17 protein-coding genes and 1 other annotated feature are annotated in these 14293 nt (G+C 52.6%); of the genes, 4 read left to right on the forward strand and 13 right to left on the reverse strand.

Features of this window, described 5'->3' with window-relative positions; genetic code table 11:
- Nucleotides 1-13: 13 nt before the first annotated feature.
- From pheS to thrS, 6 genes are all read right to left on the reverse strand, one after another.
- Nucleotides 14-997 carry a phenylalanine--tRNA ligase subunit alpha gene (pheS, locus tag AB8W27_RS11580; protein ID WP_007760431.1) on the reverse strand — a complete coding sequence of 328 codons (984 nt, stop codon included), beginning with the start codon at nucleotides 995-997 and terminating at the stop codon, nucleotides 14-16.
- Nucleotides 998-1142: 145 nt separating this feature from the next.
- Nucleotides 1143-1267, reverse strand: a sequence feature (Phe leader region).
- Nucleotides 1218-1262 carry a pheST operon leader peptide PheM gene (gene pheM, locus AB8W27_RS11585; protein ID WP_106120997.1) on the reverse strand — a complete coding sequence of 15 codons (45 nt, stop codon included), beginning with the start codon at nucleotides 1260-1262 and terminating at the stop codon, nucleotides 1218-1220. It overlaps the preceding feature by 45 nt.
- Nucleotides 1268-1385: 118 nt before the next feature.
- Entirely contained in the window at nucleotides 1386-1742 is a 357-nt protein-coding gene (gene rplT / locus AB8W27_RS11590; protein ID WP_007760430.1) for a 50S ribosomal protein L20, read from the reverse strand.
- A gap of 47 nt (nucleotides 1743-1789) precedes the next feature.
- Nucleotides 1790-1987, reverse strand: a complete 198-nt coding sequence (rpmI, locus tag AB8W27_RS11595) for a 50S ribosomal protein L35 (RefSeq protein WP_001124225.1) — start codon at nucleotides 1985-1987, stop codon at nucleotides 1790-1792.
- 97 nt (nucleotides 1988-2084) lie between these two features.
- Entirely contained in the window at nucleotides 2085-2627 is a 543-nt protein-coding gene (gene infC / locus AB8W27_RS11600) for a translation initiation factor IF-3 (RefSeq protein ID WP_015741001.1), read from the reverse strand.
- Nucleotides 2628-2630: 3 nt separating this feature from the next.
- Nucleotides 2631-4559, reverse strand: coding sequence for a threonine--tRNA ligase (thrS, locus tag AB8W27_RS11605; protein ID WP_007760428.1), 1929 nt, complete (start codon nucleotides 4557-4559; stop codon nucleotides 2631-2633).
- A gap of 405 nt (nucleotides 4560-4964) precedes the next feature.
- Between thrS and AB8W27_RS11610 the strand changes: the two genes are divergently transcribed.
- Nucleotides 4965-5885, forward strand: a complete 921-nt coding sequence (locus AB8W27_RS11610) for an alpha/beta hydrolase (protein ID WP_041923473.1) — start codon at nucleotides 4965-4967, stop codon at nucleotides 5883-5885.
- A 10-nt stretch (nucleotides 5886-5895) separates the two neighbouring features.
- Here the strand turns inward: AB8W27_RS11610 and AB8W27_RS11615 are convergent, their stop codons facing one another.
- The 6 genes from AB8W27_RS11615 to AB8W27_RS11640 form a co-directional block, all read right to left on the reverse strand.
- Entirely contained in the window at nucleotides 5896-6342 is a 447-nt protein-coding gene (locus AB8W27_RS11615; protein ID WP_015740998.1) for a GNAT family N-acetyltransferase, read from the reverse strand.
- 209 nt (nucleotides 6343-6551) lie between these two features.
- Nucleotides 6552-7061 carry a serine protease inhibitor ecotin gene (gene eco, locus AB8W27_RS11620; protein ID WP_041923472.1) on the reverse strand — a complete coding sequence of 170 codons (510 nt, stop codon included), beginning with the start codon at nucleotides 7059-7061 and terminating at the stop codon, nucleotides 6552-6554.
- A gap of 213 nt (nucleotides 7062-7274) precedes the next feature.
- The gene (locus AB8W27_RS11625; protein WP_015740996.1) at nucleotides 7275-7724 is read right to left on the reverse strand and encodes a hypothetical protein; all 450 of its coding nucleotides are present in this window, start codon (nucleotides 7722-7724) and stop codon (nucleotides 7275-7277) included.
- 159 nt (nucleotides 7725-7883) lie between these two features.
- Nucleotides 7884-9389, reverse strand: a complete 1506-nt coding sequence (proP, locus tag AB8W27_RS11630; protein WP_007760414.1) for a glycine betaine/L-proline transporter ProP — start codon at nucleotides 9387-9389, stop codon at nucleotides 7884-7886.
- Nucleotides 9390-9908: 519 nt separating this feature from the next.
- The gene (locus tag AB8W27_RS11635) at nucleotides 9909-10136 is read right to left on the reverse strand and encodes a hypothetical protein (protein ID WP_015740994.1); all 228 of its coding nucleotides are present in this window, start codon (nucleotides 10134-10136) and stop codon (nucleotides 9909-9911) included.
- 278 nt (nucleotides 10137-10414) lie between these two features.
- Nucleotides 10415-11173, reverse strand: a complete 759-nt coding sequence (locus AB8W27_RS11640; RefSeq protein WP_041924150.1) for a YdiY family protein — start codon at nucleotides 11171-11173, stop codon at nucleotides 10415-10417.
- A 292-nt stretch (nucleotides 11174-11465) separates the two neighbouring features.
- On the opposite strand from AB8W27_RS11640, the gene pfkB reads away from it, so the two are divergent.
- The 3 genes from pfkB to AB8W27_RS11655 all read left to right on the forward strand — a co-directional run bounded on the left by pfkB (nucleotide 11466) and on the right by AB8W27_RS11655 (nucleotide 13698).
- Complete coding sequence (gene pfkB, locus AB8W27_RS11645) at nucleotides 11466-12395, forward strand: 6-phosphofructokinase II (RefSeq protein ID WP_015740992.1); 930 nt, start codon at nucleotides 11466-11468, stop codon at nucleotides 12393-12395.
- Nucleotides 12396-12449: 54 nt separating this feature from the next.
- Nucleotides 12450-12740 carry a type V toxin-antitoxin system endoribonuclease antitoxin GhoS gene (gene ghoS, locus AB8W27_RS11650; protein WP_015740991.1) on the forward strand — a complete coding sequence of 97 codons (291 nt, stop codon included), beginning with the start codon at nucleotides 12450-12452 and terminating at the stop codon, nucleotides 12738-12740.
- 97 nt (nucleotides 12741-12837) lie between these two features.
- Complete coding sequence (locus AB8W27_RS11655) at nucleotides 12838-13698, forward strand: fructosamine kinase family protein (RefSeq protein WP_041923471.1); 861 nt, start codon at nucleotides 12838-12840, stop codon at nucleotides 13696-13698.
- A gap of 30 nt (nucleotides 13699-13728) precedes the next feature.
- Here AB8W27_RS11655 and AB8W27_RS11660 read toward each other — a convergent pair whose 3' ends face one another.
- Complete coding sequence (locus AB8W27_RS11660) at nucleotides 13729-14265, reverse strand: YniB family protein (protein WP_015740989.1); 537 nt, start codon at nucleotides 14263-14265, stop codon at nucleotides 13729-13731.
- Nucleotides 14266-14293: the final 28 nt, after the last annotated feature.

Below are 14293 nucleotides of genomic sequence, written 5' to 3' on the forward strand. Positions count from 1 at the left end.
TCCTGTCCTGCCCTTATTTAAACTGTTTGAGGAAACGCAGATCGTTTTCGAAGAAAGCGCGCAGATCGGTCACGCCGTAGCGCAGCATGGTGAGACGCTCCATGCCCATCCCGAATGCGAAGCCGGAATAAACTTCCGGATCGATGCCGACATTACGCAGCACGTTCGGATGCACCATGCCGCAGCCCAGCACTTCCAGCCACTTGCCGTTTTTGCCCATGACGTCCACTTCTGCGGACGGCTCGGTAAACGGGAAGTAGGACGGACGGAAACGAATCTGCAAATCTTCTTCAAAGAAGTTACGCAGGAAGTCATGCAGCGTACCTTTGAGGTTGGTAAAGCTGATATTGGTATCGACGATCAGCCCTTCCATCTGATGGAACATCGGGGTGTGAGTCTGATCGTAGTCGTTACGATACACGCGGCCCGGCGCGATGATGCGGATCGGCGGCTGCTGGTTTTTCATGGTGCGGATCTGCACGCCGGAAGTCTGAGTACGCAGCAGACGCGTGGCGTCGAACCAGAAGGTGTCGTGGTCCGCACGCGCCGGGTGATGCCCCGGAATGTTCAGCGCGTCGAAGTTGTGGTAGTCATCTTCAATTTCCGGGCCCGTCGCCACGGTAAAACCAAGCTTGCCGAAAAAGGTTTCGATACGGTCGATGGTACGGGTGACCGGATGCAGGCCGCCATTCTCAATGCGACGGCCCGGGAGCGAAACGTCAATCGTTTCTTCCGCCAGACGTGCGTTCAGCGCAGCGCTTTCCAGTTCATTTTTACGCGCGTTCAGGGCTTGCTGAACCTGCTCTTTGGCTTCGTTGATAACAGCGCCCGCGGCCGGGCGCTCTTCCGGCGGCAGCTCACGCAGGGTGGTCATCTGAAGGGTCAGATGCCCTTTTTTCCCTAAATATTCGACGCGTACGTTATCTAACGCGGCAACATCCTGGGCGCTGGTTATGGCCGCCTTTGCACTGGCAACCAGATCTGCGAGATGTGGCATGGTTTTCCTCGTTATTCGGCGCTTGCGCCGGTTTGTTGAACTCTGTCTTGTTATTCTTCTGTTTCAGGTGACACGCCTGGCGCCAGCGTAAGCCGACTGCGCGTTGTGTCGCCTGCCACTTGAAACAGACCCATAAATGGCAGATATAAAAAAAGCCTCCTGATGGAGGCTTCTGGCGTTGATTTTCCGTTTCTTTTCTTACGCGCAAAGCCCCTCTGATTCAGGCGCTAAAGTAAAAAAAGAAGCGGAAAATGGCAGCGTTCATGCTTGCGTTACCTTGACTGGCTTAATGACGGATTACCCTATTGAAAGGCCCGCCAGTAAAAATGTCAACAGATTGATATGGCAGAAATTAAAAGAGGGAGACAAGCTCCCTCTTTCAACTGGCTTACGCCAGAGCTGCTTTCGCTTTTTCAACCAGGGCAGAGAATGCCACTTTGTCGAATACGGCGATGTCAGCCAGAATCTTACGGTCGATTTCAACAGAGGCTTTTTTCAGGCCGTTGATGAATTTGCTGTAAGAAATACCGTTCTGACGTGCTGCTGCGTTGATACGTGCAATCCACAGCTGACGGAACTGACGCTTTTTCTGACGACGGTCACGATAAGCGTACTGACCTGCTTTGATAACAGCCTGGAAGGCAACGCGGTATACGCGAGAACGCGCACCGTAGTAGCCTTTAGCTTGTTTCAAAATTTTCTTATGACGTGCACGTGCCATCACACCACGTTTTACGCGAGCCATAGTGCTCTCCTGTTTCTATTCTGTAAAAAAGTTAAAAGTTAAACGGCTTATGCGTACGGAAGGCACGCGATTACCAGACCCAGATCGCCTTTGGAAACCATGGCTTTCGGGCGCAGGTGACGTTTACGCTTAGTCGCTTTTTTGGTCAGAATATGACGCAGGTTAGCGTGCTTATGCTTAAAACCACCTTTACCGGTTTTTTTGAAGCGCTTAGCAGCACCGCGTACGGTCTTAATTTTTGGCATTTTAATTACATCCACTTCGCATTGTTAATTAAACGAAACGTAGGCGAACAAAACCTGTGAAGCCCAAAGGCTCCACAGACAATGCTACTTGAAGGCCTTACTGTTTCTTCTTAGGAGCGAGCACCATAATCATCTGGCGGCCTTCGATCTTCGTAGGGAAGGATTCGACTACTGCCAGTTCTTGCAAATCTTCTTTCACGCGGTTAAGCACTTCCATACCGATTTGCTGGTGGGCCATCTCACGACCGCGGAAGCGGAGCGTGATCTTGGCCTTATCGCCTTCTTCAAGAAAGCGAATCAGGCTGCGGAGTTTTACCTGATAGTCGCCTTCATCTGTACCAGGACGGAATTTAATTTCCTTAACCTGGATAACTTTTTGCTTCTTCTTCTGTTCCTTAGAAGACTTACTCTTTTCATAAAGGAACTTGCCGTAGTCCATGATGCGACAAACTGGCGGCTCGGCGTTAGGGCTGATCTCAACTAAATCTACTCCAGCTTCTTCAGCCTTTTCGATAGCTTCTCTCAGACTCACAATCCCCAGCTGCTCGCCTTCCAGACCTGTTAAGCGAACTTCCTGGGCGCGAATCTCGCCATTGATACGATTCGGACGTGCCGTTTGAACTCGTTTTCCGCCTTTAATACCTTATTCCTCCAGTTGTTGAAGACTGCGGCTGCGAATCTCTTGCTGCAGCTTTTCGATTACGTCGTTGACGTCCAGGCTACCGAGGTCTTTACCACGGCGGGTACGAACGGCCACTTTGCCTGCTTCGACCTCTTTATCGCCACAAACCAACATGTATGGGACACGACGTAATGTATGCTCGCGGATTTTAAAGCCAATCTTCTCGTTTCTCAAGTCTGCTTTTACACGAATGCCAGCATTTTGTAGTTTACGGGTCAATTCGTTAACATATTCAGACTGCGAATCGGTGATATTCATCACCACGACCTGTACCGGAGCAAGCCATGTCGGGAAGAACCCGGCGAACTCTTCGGTCAGGATACCGATAAAACGTTCCATTGAGCCCAGAATCGCGCGGTGAATCATCACCGGCACCTGACGCTCGTTGTTTTCGCCCACATAAGACGCGCTCAGACGCGCCGGGAGCGAGAAGTCGAGCTGAACGGTACCACACTGCCATGCGCGATCGAGGCAGTCATAGAGCGTAAACTCAATTTTCGGGCCATAAAACGCGCCCTCACCCGGCTGATACTCAAACGGGATATTGTTCTCTTCCAGCGCAACGGCCAGGTCGGCTTCTGCGCGGTCCCACATTTCGTCCGTACCGATGCGTTTTTCCGGACGTGTGGAGAGCTTAACCACGATTTTTTCAAAGCCGAAGGTGCTGTACATGTCATAAACCATGCGAATACAGCTGTTCACTTCGTCGCGCACCTGCTCTTCTGTACAGAAGACATGGGCATCATCCTGAGTGAATCCGCGTACGCGCATCAGGCCGTGCAACGCGCCCGAAGGCTCGTTACGGTGACAGCTACCGAACTCCGCCATACGCAATGGCAGGTCGCGGTATGATTTTAGACCCTGATTAAAGATTTGCACGTGCCCCGGGCAGTTCATCGGCTTGATGCAGTATTCACGGTTCTCGGAAGAGGTTGTGAACATCGCGTCTTTATAGTTATCCCAGTGGCCGGTTTTTTCCCACAGCACGCGGTCCATCATAAACGGACCTTTAACTTCCTGGTACTGGTACTCTTTCAGCTTGGAGCGAACAAACGTTTCCAGTTCGCGGAAAATCGTCCAGCCGTCATTATGCCAGAACACCATACCCGGCGCTTCTTCCTGCATATGATACAGGTCGAGCTGCTTGCCGATTTTGCGGTGATCGCGCTTAGCGGCTTCTTCCAGACGCTGCAGGTACGCATTCAGGGCTTTCTTATCCGCCCAGGCAGTACCGTAGATACGCTGCAGCATTTTATTGCTGCTGTCGCCGCGCCAGTAAGCGCCTGCGGTTTTCATCAGCTTAAAGTGATGGCAGAAGCGCATATTCGGCACGTGCGGGCCGCGGCACATATCCACGTATTCTTCGTGATGATACAGGCCTGGCTTATCGTCACGGGCGATATTTTCATCAAGAATAGCGACTTTGTAGCTCTCACCGCGATTCACAAACGTTTCGCGGGCTTCCTGCCAGCTCACTTTTTTCTTGATGACGTCGTAATTGGTCTCCGCCAGCTCGTGCATACGCTTTTCGAGGGCGTCGATATCTTCCTGAGTCAGGGTATGGTCGAGATCGACATCGTAATAGAAGCCGTTGTCGATAACCGGGCCAATCGCCATTTTGGTATGCGGCCACAGCTGTTTAATCGCATGACCCAGCAGGTGCGCGCAGGAGTGACGGATGATTTCCAGACCGTCTTCATCTTTCGCGGTAATAATCGCGAGCTGAGCGTCCTGTTCGATAGGGTCGTTGGCATCTACCAGCTCACCATTCACACGGCCTGCGATACAGGCTTTCGCGAGACCCGGACCGATATCCAGGGCAACATCCATGGGGCTGACTGCATGGTCGTAATGGCGTTGACTGCCATCAGGAAGCGTAATAACAGGCATTATAAATCCTTATTCACAGTGGTGACCCACACGCAAGATCACATATGATAATTAAGTTTGACGGGTTTTAGTAAGCGCCACACCATCTGACCAACTATTGCCAAATTGGTACGCGCTTTGGCATACAACTGAAAATCGCTCTGCGTTTTCACGTTTGTATATGAGTACTTTAACATCTTTGGCCTTGCGGTTGTACCTGTTCGTCATTTAACGCCAGAAGCACGGCACCTGTTTCAGCAAACGCCTCGCCCTTATTTCCCGTTTCATTAGAACCGCCGCCCTTACCGTGTTACGCCTGGCAGTCAGATACCGCCTGGTTCTGGTGGGTGAACTTTTCTTAACAATAGCAAAAATTTAAACTCTGGAACTCATTTGCCGGCATCGTTTAAACAGGAACATTACGCCATGGCTCTGGAACCCGAAATCGCAGGTCTTGTTGATGAGTTTATCGCCGCAGGCCGCCCTTCACCGCGCAATCAAACCATGGAAGAGCGTCGCGCGGGTTATATCGCAAGCACCGTTCTCGCAGGCGCCCCTGAGACACGCGTGAATATTAACGATGTGATGATTGACGCTGTCCCGTTACGCATTTTCTCGCCCCTTAACGCCGAAAAATCGCTGCCTGCGATTATCTATTATCACGGCGGCTGTTTTGTGAGCGGCGGCTTTTCAACGCACGAGAATCAGCTACGCCAGCTTGCGTTTCTGAGCGGCTGTCGTGTGATTGCGGTGCAATACCGTTTAGCGCCAGAACATACCTACCCTGCCGCACATGATGACGCCGAACATGCCGCGCATCTTATCTGGCGAGACGCAGAAACGCTGGGCGTTGAACGCAGTCACATCACGTTTATGGGCGACAGCGCAGGCGGGCATCTGGCGCTGATAACCGCCCTGCGATTAAAAAATAGCGGCGCAGAGTTACCCAGGCAACTGGTGCTTATTTACCCGATGCTGGATGCCACGGCATCATCTGAAAGTTATACCGTGAACGGCAGCGATTATGTGCTGACGAGCGACGCGTTTCTGAGCGGTTTTGAAGCCTATCTTGCGGATACTGACGTCACGCATCCTGAAGCCAGCCCCTTATTTCGCGATGATTTTGCGGGGTTGCCGCCGGTACATATCATCACAGCGGAATATGACCCGCTGCGCGATGAAGGCGAAGCGCTGTTTGCCCGTATGACGCAGCAAGGCGTGAGCTGTACGGCGCAACGCTATCTGGGCGTTATTCACGGTTTCTTTCAGCTTGGCGGCATCAGCCAGACTGCGCGGAAGGTGATGCAGGATATTTGCGCCTCGATTCGTTCAGGAAATACGCGTTGAAGCGTTGATATCACCTGAGCGTTCGGGAAAGAATAATTAATCCCGAATGCTCATCGAATCCATTTTTTCTGTAGAAGAAATCAGAAGGATAATCTTTATGGGTGTTAAGGATTATCGCATTAAGCCCTTCGGTTAAGGATTGTTCAGCGATAAAATTCATCAGCTCTGAACCTACTCCCCTTCCCTGATATGCAGGCTCGACGAAGAACTCATCAATATAGTACTCAACCCCACCCGGCCACGGTTTCTTAAAACCGATACTGACGGCCACCATCCTATCGTCGTGCCAGGCGATATAGCCCCTGAAAAAATTATTCTTCAGATGCGCTTTGATGAAATTTATGATCAGCTCCAGCTCGCTCGTTTCAAACCAGGGCGCTTCTTTATAGACTGTCCGGTACAGAGTGGCGCACCCAGTCACATGATTTTCATTAAGCGTTGAAAAATGAATTTTCATTTTCATCCCTGCACAACAAGGTTTACGGGTCGCGTAAATCTGGCCCATAACGCAAGAAAGGTCAAAACGAATAAGTGCATTATGCGCGATGAGGCAAAAATGTCGCGTAAACGCTGTTTTCCTGCCCAGGCGTACCAGAGTAAATCAGAGCTTGCGTAAGGCAGGCGAGACTTTGCCTGCCTTATACATCAGAAATAACCGATGAGCGCTTATTTCTTTTTAGCGTCGACGAGGGCGTCGTCCGCTTTCCAGAGACGATATTTCACGTCGATATTTTCCGGCGTATACACCACTACCGGCAGTTTGCTGTTGTAGTTCAGCATTGCCGCGTCGCCAGGGTTAGCGGTAACGAATTTTTTCTCTTTCTTATTATCCGGGCAGGCCATCATAGTTGACGTATACATAACAGAGCCGTCTGCGTTCTTCGCAGGCTCAAAGGTGTAATAGTCGTACCCCCAGCCTTCCAGCGTCTTACGCTCGAATTTTCCGCCCAGCTGGTGTTTATTACAGTCCACGTTAAGCAGCTGGCCGATAATCAGCTCAACTTTATAAGCCGACTCATCCTGGCGCTCAGGTAATGCAATCACCTGGCGGACCATGCCTTTTTCAGCCTTCGGAAAAGACGCGGTATTTTCAGAAGCCTTTTCGGCCGCGAAAGCACTGCCGGACAGACAGCTGGCAGCGAGCAGACTTAACGTGAGCGTTGAAATTTTGTTCATTATTTACTTTCTCCATTGGTTTTAATTTCCACGGTAAAAACTGAACTCAATTTCAAAAACCGTGATAATCGCTGCCCTATTATTCATACGCAGTGTTTTATGTCACCCTCACGCAAACCATATCTTATTTTATGCTGTATCATTAATTTTACGATCTGTAAAAATGAGGATCTTCGCATAACTGCGATCCACCCTTTGCGTTCCCTGCCCGTGTCACAGGCGCGGCGTCATACCGTATTTTGGCGTTTTAATATTCGCCGCCCACACTTTGACCTCTTTCTGGCTCATTACCGTAAAGTCTGAACGCAACCGTTCTACCAGCGCATTGACCTTATCGGCATCCCGAACCAGATAATGCTCAATCCTCTCCGAACCTTGTTCGGCACAGACATATTCCGCGGGCACGATCTCGTTATTGATTTCAAGCGTCCTTGCCTGCACGGGGCATTTACCGGTGGTCATGGAGGAGATCACCATATTGGCGGATCGATAGCCCGCCTGAGAAATGCTCAGCATCACCGGGCTGCCCTCGGCGGTCTGCGTCATATCATATAAAACGGCGTCTTTTTCATACCAGGTATTATATTCGCGGCCCTGAACTACGGCGCTGGCAGGGCCTGTGCTGCAGAGATAAAAGCAGCAAACTACAATTGTCTTTTTCATTGTTATTCATTGCCGGTGTGTGTACGGCGATCATTCACAATCTGCCTTTGAGAATCAAGCTATTGAGATTTTGCTTAGCATAATAAGGCGAGGGGTATAAGCGGGATATCAGGGCTAACCCGTGACAGGAAAAAGAAAAGCCCCGAAGGGGCTTTAGATTTACTCATTAATGCGAGGATGCTGGTCAACCAGACGGGTTCGTTTTTCCTGCAAATCGGCTATCTCTTTATCAATATCTTCAATTTTCTGTTCGATATTGTCATGGTGCTCACGCAGAATTTCGCGCGCTTCCTGGATATCCGATGCCGCCGGCGTCGCCCCTTTTAGCGGACGATTCGCGGTTTCTTTCATTGTCAGGCCGGTAATCAGGCCAACAACCGCCACGACCATCAGGTAATAGGCTGGCATCATCAGGTTTTCGGTGCTTTCCACCAGCCATGCCGCAAGCGTCGGCGTCAGACCGGCAATCAGTACCGAGATATTAAAGGCGCTTGCCAGCGCACTGTAACGAAGATGCGTCGGGAACATCGCCGGGAGTGAAGAGGCCATTACCCCGGTGAAACAGTTCAGGATCACCGCCAGCATCAGCAGGCCGGAGAAAATCAGGCCAATCACGTTGCTGTTAATCAGTACAAAGGCCGGGATCGCCAGCACCATCAACGCGACGCTGCCGAAGATGACGAATGGACGGCGCCCGAAACGGTCGCTCAGCAGGCCCATCACCGGTTGCACAAACAGCATGCCGATCATAATCGCGATAATAATCAGCACGCCGTGTTCTTCGGAATAGTGCAGATTATGCGACAGATAGCTTGGCATATAGGTGAGCAGCATGTAGTAGGTCACGTTGGTGGAAATCACCAGACCGATACACGCCAGCAGGCTGCGCCAGTGTTTAGTCGCAATCTCTTTAAAGGAAACTTTTGGGCCGTGTTGCAGGCCTTCACGGTCGCCCTGCTCCAGTTTATCGACATGCTGCTGGAACGCCGGAGTCTCTTCCAGCGCGTGGCGCAGATAAAGACCAATCAGACCAAGCGGCAGCGCCAGGAAGAACGGCAGACGCCAGCCCCAGCTCAGGAAGTTATCTTCGCCAAGGATAGCGGAGATAAGCACCACCACCCCCGCGCCCAGCACGAAGCCCGCGATAGAGCCGAAATCCAGCCAACTGCCCATAAAGCCGCGCTTACGGTCAGGGGAATATTCCGCGACAAATATCGACGCGCCGGTATATTCGCCCCCGACAGAGAACCCCTGCGCCATTTTACACAGCAACAGCAGGACAGGTGCCCAGATACCAATCGATGCATACGACGGAATAAGCCCGATACAGAATGTACTGACGGACATAATCACAATGGTTATCGCGAGGATCTTCTGGCGACCATATTTATCGCCGAGCATACCGAAGAACAGCCCACCGAGCGGACGGATAAGAAAGGGAACCGAGAACGTCCCCAGCGCGGCGATCATCTGCACGCTGGGATCTGCATCCGGGAAAAACACTTTGCCGAGCGCGTAAGCCACAAAGCCATACACGCCAAAATCAAACCACTCCATCGCGTTACCGAGAGAGGCTGCGGTAATCGCTTTGCGAAGTTTCGCATCATCAATAATCGTGACGTCACTCAGAGAGATCGGCTCTACTTTTTTTCTTTTAAGCTTCATATCCATCCTCATTGAATTCGCTCTTTGACTCGGTTGACGGTCAATGCCGCCCCTTAGTCCGCTTCCTTAGCGATAAAGAAGCCTTATCTTTCCAGGACTTCCTTTAAGAGCGTAGCAGGATCTCTTCCCGCTGTTAGTAATGACACATCCGAATGTGCTTACCTGCGTTTTCAGATGCCTGACCCTTCTTTACCCTAACAGCGAACAAATTTGCGATCAACTTCACAGTTTATTTTATCGCGTTTTAGGTTATTCATTCGGCATATTTTATTAGGGAGCTAAGCGATGCCAGTCGAAAATGCCTGGTACTGACAGGGATATTTTTATTTGCGCTTAAGGACTGACAGAAATGATGAAAATTACGGTGCCAGCGAATTATTCTGATAAGAATGAAATGAGTAGCACACAGCAGTCGGCGAAAGAGGAGAAACAGGGGGTAACATAATGAAGCGCGAAAGAAACAAAAAAGCCGGATCGGGCGATCCGGCTTTTACAAAAGATCTTTGAAGCAATAATCCATCAGGACCAGTCGCCCGCAACCAGCGTCTGCGTATTGAAGGCATCATTCATGGACTGGCCGGTCGTGACCGCGCCGGGCTGAATGTTTGTACCTGCTTCAATGTCGCTTGCGCGCCATCCGGCATAAGGGGCGTTATTCTGCGAGGGCTGAGTCGTCGGGGCAGCAAAGGCGCTGAAGGAAAGCACGCTCAGGGCCAGGGCGGCGGCGGCAGTGTTGACTATGTTCATCTTTGTTATCTCTTCTTTGCAGCATAAAAATTCGGTGACGTTTTATTCACCACCAGTGTGCAAATAGTAGATCCAGATCACACTTTCGAACAGTGAAATTATTTGGCGTGCGACATCAAAGAAACTGAAGAGTGATGCAGCCACTTGAAAAGAAAGGCGTTCAGGAAATAAGGGCCAGTAGCAAAACACACGCAATGCTAAAAAAACCACGGAAAGACACGCAATAAAAACTAAAAAGGCTGGCAGCGCCAGCCTTTATCATGCGTGGTAAGCATGGCTTACATACGGTAACCCAGCGTCACCGAGGTGCGGGTGTCGGTATGATCCGGCGCGCTCGACGGCGGGCTGGAGTTCCAGGTCACGTTATACGCCACTTTCAGGCCGAAATGCTCGTTGATAGCCACGTCCAGCGCCGTCTCGGAGTTAACGGTGGTATCGTCAGCGCCGAACACGGAAACGCCCTGGGTGAATTTGGTGTTATCCGTCAGCTGCCAGGCGTAGATGCCGGAAGCATAACCCAGGGCCTGGGTTTTGGTCTCGCCGTTGGTGTACTCGTCGTAACGCACACCTGGACCGAATTCAAAACGCAGGCTGTGTACCGGCCCGTTCAGGAACTGACGACCATAACCCATTGTCAGGATGTCGCGCTCGCGGTAGCCGTTATAACGGTCCGTCAGCCAGCTCGCCTGGCCAAACAGATAGTCATAATCGGTCACGTTCACACGGCTACGTCCGCCAATGGCATATTTCTCAGATGAGCGTTCGTCATTAGAAGAGGTGTTGCTGGCGTTGCCCCACAGCGACCAGGCGGTGGTATTGCCATACCAGGTCAGGTTGCTGTCAGCCGTTAAGGAAGAACTTTTGGTGTTGCCGGTTTGTGCCAGGTAACCCGCGTTTAAATCACCTTCAAACGGTTTTTTCGCGGTGGAAGGATCGTCCATGACAGTAAAAACGGTATTATCAGCCATCGCGTGCTGGCTCAGCAGCGCGCCACCCGCCAGCAGCATTGCCAGGGGTACTGTCTTAAAAAGCTTCATGTTGATTTTCAGGTCCATACAACAAAAAAAAGGACCATTACGGTCCCGTAACTTTTTCTCTGGATCAATAAAATCCACCCACAGAAAGGTAACGAATTATAAAAAGAGCCCTCTGGCTTAGCAATGAATTCCTTTCGACATTTAAGAATAAGCGAACACCTAAAAATAAACTTTTTTATATATAGAACAGGCATCCGATTTATATAGGGTACAAGGTAAAATCAGCACATTATTCACCCACCGTCTGGCTGTCGGGTGCTACGCTTAGGGCAGTTTAAAAAACGGAGGCGATATGGTACGGATTTATACGCTTACACTGGCGCCCTCGCTCGACAGCGCCACAATGACGCCGCAAATCTACCCGGAAGGGAAACTACGCTGCAGCTCGCCGGTGTTTGAACCCGGCGGCGGCGGCATTAATGTCGCGCGCGCTATTGTCCATCTGGGCGGCACCGCGACCGCCCTCTTCCCCGCAGGCGGCGCGACCGGCGAGCATCTGGTTTCGCTGCTTAATGATGAACACGTCGCCGTGGAGACGGTTTCCGCCCATGACTGGACGCGTCAGAATCTCCATGTGCATGTCGAGTCGAGCGGCGAGCAGTACCGCTTCGTGATGCCCGGCGCCACAATAACCGACGATGAATTCCGCCAGCTTGAAGAGAAAGTCCTGGCGATTGAATCAGGCGCCATTCTGGTTATTAGCGGCAGCCTGCCGCCCGGCGTCAGCATTGAAAAACTCCAGCAACTTATTAAAGCCGCCCGTCAGCAAGGGATCCGCCTGATTGTCGACAGCTCCGGCGACGCACTCGCCGCCGCGCTGGAGATTGGCGATATCGAACTGGTCAAACCCAACCAGAAAGAGCTGGCGGCGCTGGTGAAACGCGATCTGACCGCGCCGGATGACGTGCGCCAGGCGGCGCAAGAACTGGTGCAGTCAGGCAAAGCCCGCCGCGTTGTCGTCTCGCTGGGCCCGCAGGGCGCGCTCGGCGTTGATGGTAAGGACTGCGTTCAGGTCGTGCCGCCGCCGATGAAAAGCCAGAGCACCGTCGGCGCGGGCGACAGTATGGTTGGCGCTATGACGCTGCGTCTGGCGCAGGACGCCCCGCTGCTTGATATGGTGCGTTACGGCGTGGCCGCCGGTAGCGCCGCCACTATCAACCAGGGCACGCGGCTCTGCTCGCTGGAAAACACCGATCGCATCTATCACTGGCTGACTCGCTAACTTTCCGGCCAGCCCCTCCGGGCTGGCATTTTATTGCTGACAATGAGGTTCGCCATGAGTGAAGTGACCCGCTATGTCGTCACCGTTACGTTTCATGAGAAAAACCTGACCGATATTAACGAGCTTAATAATCATCTGACCCGCGGCGGTTTCCAGCTCACGCTTGCCGACGACGACGGCAAAATTCACGAGCTGGGCACCAATACCTTCGGGCTGGTCAGCGCACTCAGCGAGCAAGAAGTCGCTGAACTGGCCGAAGGGCTTGGCGAAGCGGCGCTTGACCAGAAGCCGCAGGTCAACGTCACCACGTTTGAAGCCTGGCTGCGCGACAACGACACCGTTTAACGCCGTCCGGGCGCGGCAGGTTGTGCGTCCGCGCAGATTTTCACCCGCGCGGGCGCGTTAAGCTGACATTCTTTACGGGAAACCTGGGACAGTAATCATGTGGCATGCCATTACGCGTTTGTTAAACGAACAGCTGGGCGCCGGTGAAATCAGCCAGCGAACCGAACTGCCAGGCGGTGAAATTCACGCCGCATGGCGAATCGACTGGGCCGGACGCGACATCTTCGTGAAATGCGATGATTCCACGCTGCTGCCCTGCTTCACCGCCGAAGCCGATCAGCTCAACCTGCTGGCGCGCAGTAAAACGGTCACGGTGCCGGACGTTATCGCTGTCGGCAGCGACCGCGAATACAGCTTTCTTCTGCTGGAATACCTGCCGCCGAAACCGCTCGACGCGCATAACGCCTTTCTGCTGGGCCAACAGCTGGCGCGCCTGCACCAGTGGAGCGAGCAGCCGCAGTACGGTCTGGATTACGACAACCATCTCTCCACGACGCCGCAGCCCAACGCCTGGCAGCGCCGCTGGGCACGCTTTTTTGCCGAGCAGCGCATCGGCTGGCAGCTGGAGCTGGCCGCGGAAAAAGGCATGGAGTTTGGCGATATCGACCGGATAGTCGACGCCGTACATCAGCAACTGGTCTCTCACCAGCCCGCGCCCTCGTTGCTGCACGGCGATTTGTGGTCCGGCAACTGCGCGCTGGGGCCGAACGGGCCGTATATTTTCGACCCGGCCTGCTACTGGGGCGACCGCGAATGCGATCTGGCGATGCTGCCGTTGCATCCGGAACAGCCGCCGCAGATTTACGACGGTTATCAGTCGGTGTTGCCGCTGCCCGCGGGCTTTCTTGAACGCCAGCCGCTCTATCAGCTCTATACGCTCTTAAACCGCGCGACGCTTTTCGGCGGCCAGCACCTTGGGGCCGCGCAGCAGGCGTTAACCCGCGTTTTGGGCATCTGATAAAGGCGCGCCGCAGCGCGCGTTTCGCGTTTACAGAAACCCGAGCAGGGAGAAGAACACGTAGCCCAGCACCAGCACAATCACCGGTAGGACGTACAGCGGGAAGATTTGCAGGAAAATGGTATGGCGCGGCACCACGATGCGCGACTCCAGCGCGTCGCGGGTCAGTCCGTCTTCGCCTTTGGCGCGCTCAAGGATCAGGCTGTCCTCGACATGCTCGCGCAGAAAACGCGCCTGGCGGCACATCCGCGCGCCGGAGGCCTGTAACGCCAGACCGACAAAAATCAGAATATAGATAATCCAGAAGCTGATATTCGCGTTACGCGTGAAATCGGGTTGCGGCGAGTTGTACCAGAAGAGATTCAGGAACGGCGTGTTAAAGCGCACCATCTCAATCATCACGTGGGCGAAATCCATCATCACGGCGTTAATGCCCGGCTGCTTTTCGCTGTGCTGATACATGAATTTCAGCACCGAGATAATTGTGGAGAGCGTGGCAGGAATAAAAATCACCCATCCGGCGATGCGTTTTAAGACACCAATGCGTCCAGCTTGTTGATACGTCATGCTTTCCCCTTGATAGCGACGCGACAGA

This window comes from Cronobacter turicensis (assembly GCF_041222865.1).
Lineage (GTDB): Bacteria > Pseudomonadota > Gammaproteobacteria > Enterobacterales > Enterobacteriaceae > Cronobacter > Cronobacter turicensis.

Coding starts and splice junctions, on each gene's coding strand:
- pheS (WP_007760431.1), bottom strand. CDS start 997: ATGCCACATCTCGCAGATCTGGTTGCCAGTGCAAAGGCGGCCATAACC.
- rplT (WP_007760430.1), bottom strand. CDS start 1,742: ATGGCTCGCGTAAAACGTGGTGTGATGGCACGTGCACGTCATAAGAAA.
- rpmI (WP_001124225.1), bottom strand. CDS start 1,987: ATGCCAAAAATTAAGACCGTACGCGGTGCTGCTAAGCGCTTCAAAAAA.
- thrS (WP_007760428.1), bottom strand. CDS start 4,559: ATGCCTGTTATTACGCTTCCTGATGGCAGTCAACGCCATTACGACCAT.
- AB8W27_RS11610 (WP_041923473.1), top strand. CDS start 4,965: ATGGCTCTGGAACCCGAAATCGCAGGTCTTGTTGATGAGTTTATCGCC.
- AB8W27_RS11615 (WP_015740998.1), bottom strand. CDS start 6,342: ATGAAAATTCATTTTTCAACGCTTAATGAAAATCATGTGACTGGGTGC.
- eco (WP_041923472.1), bottom strand. CDS start 7,061: ATGAACAAAATTTCAACGCTCACGTTAAGTCTGCTCGCTGCCAGCTGT.
- AB8W27_RS11625 (WP_015740996.1), bottom strand. CDS start 7,724: ATGAAAAAGACAATTGTAGTTTGCTGCTTTTATCTCTGCAGCACAGGC.
- proP (WP_007760414.1), bottom strand. CDS start 9,389: ATGAAGCTTAAAAGAAAAAAAGTAGAGCCGATCTCTCTGAGTGACGTC.
- AB8W27_RS11635 (WP_015740994.1), bottom strand. CDS start 10,136: ATGAACATAGTCAACACTGCCGCCGCCGCCCTGGCCCTGAGCGTGCTT.
- AB8W27_RS11640 (WP_041924150.1), bottom strand. CDS start 11,173: ATGAAGCTTTTTAAGACAGTACCCCTGGCAATGCTGCTGGCGGGTGGC.
- pfkB (WP_015740992.1), top strand. CDS start 11,466: ATGGTACGGATTTATACGCTTACACTGGCGCCCTCGCTCGACAGCGCC.
- ghoS (WP_015740991.1), top strand. CDS start 12,450: ATGAGTGAAGTGACCCGCTATGTCGTCACCGTTACGTTTCATGAGAAA.
- AB8W27_RS11655 (WP_041923471.1), top strand. CDS start 12,838: ATGTGGCATGCCATTACGCGTTTGTTAAACGAACAGCTGGGCGCCGGT.
- AB8W27_RS11660 (WP_015740989.1), bottom strand. CDS start 14,265: ATGACGTATCAACAAGCTGGACGCATTGGTGTCTTAAAACGCATCGCC.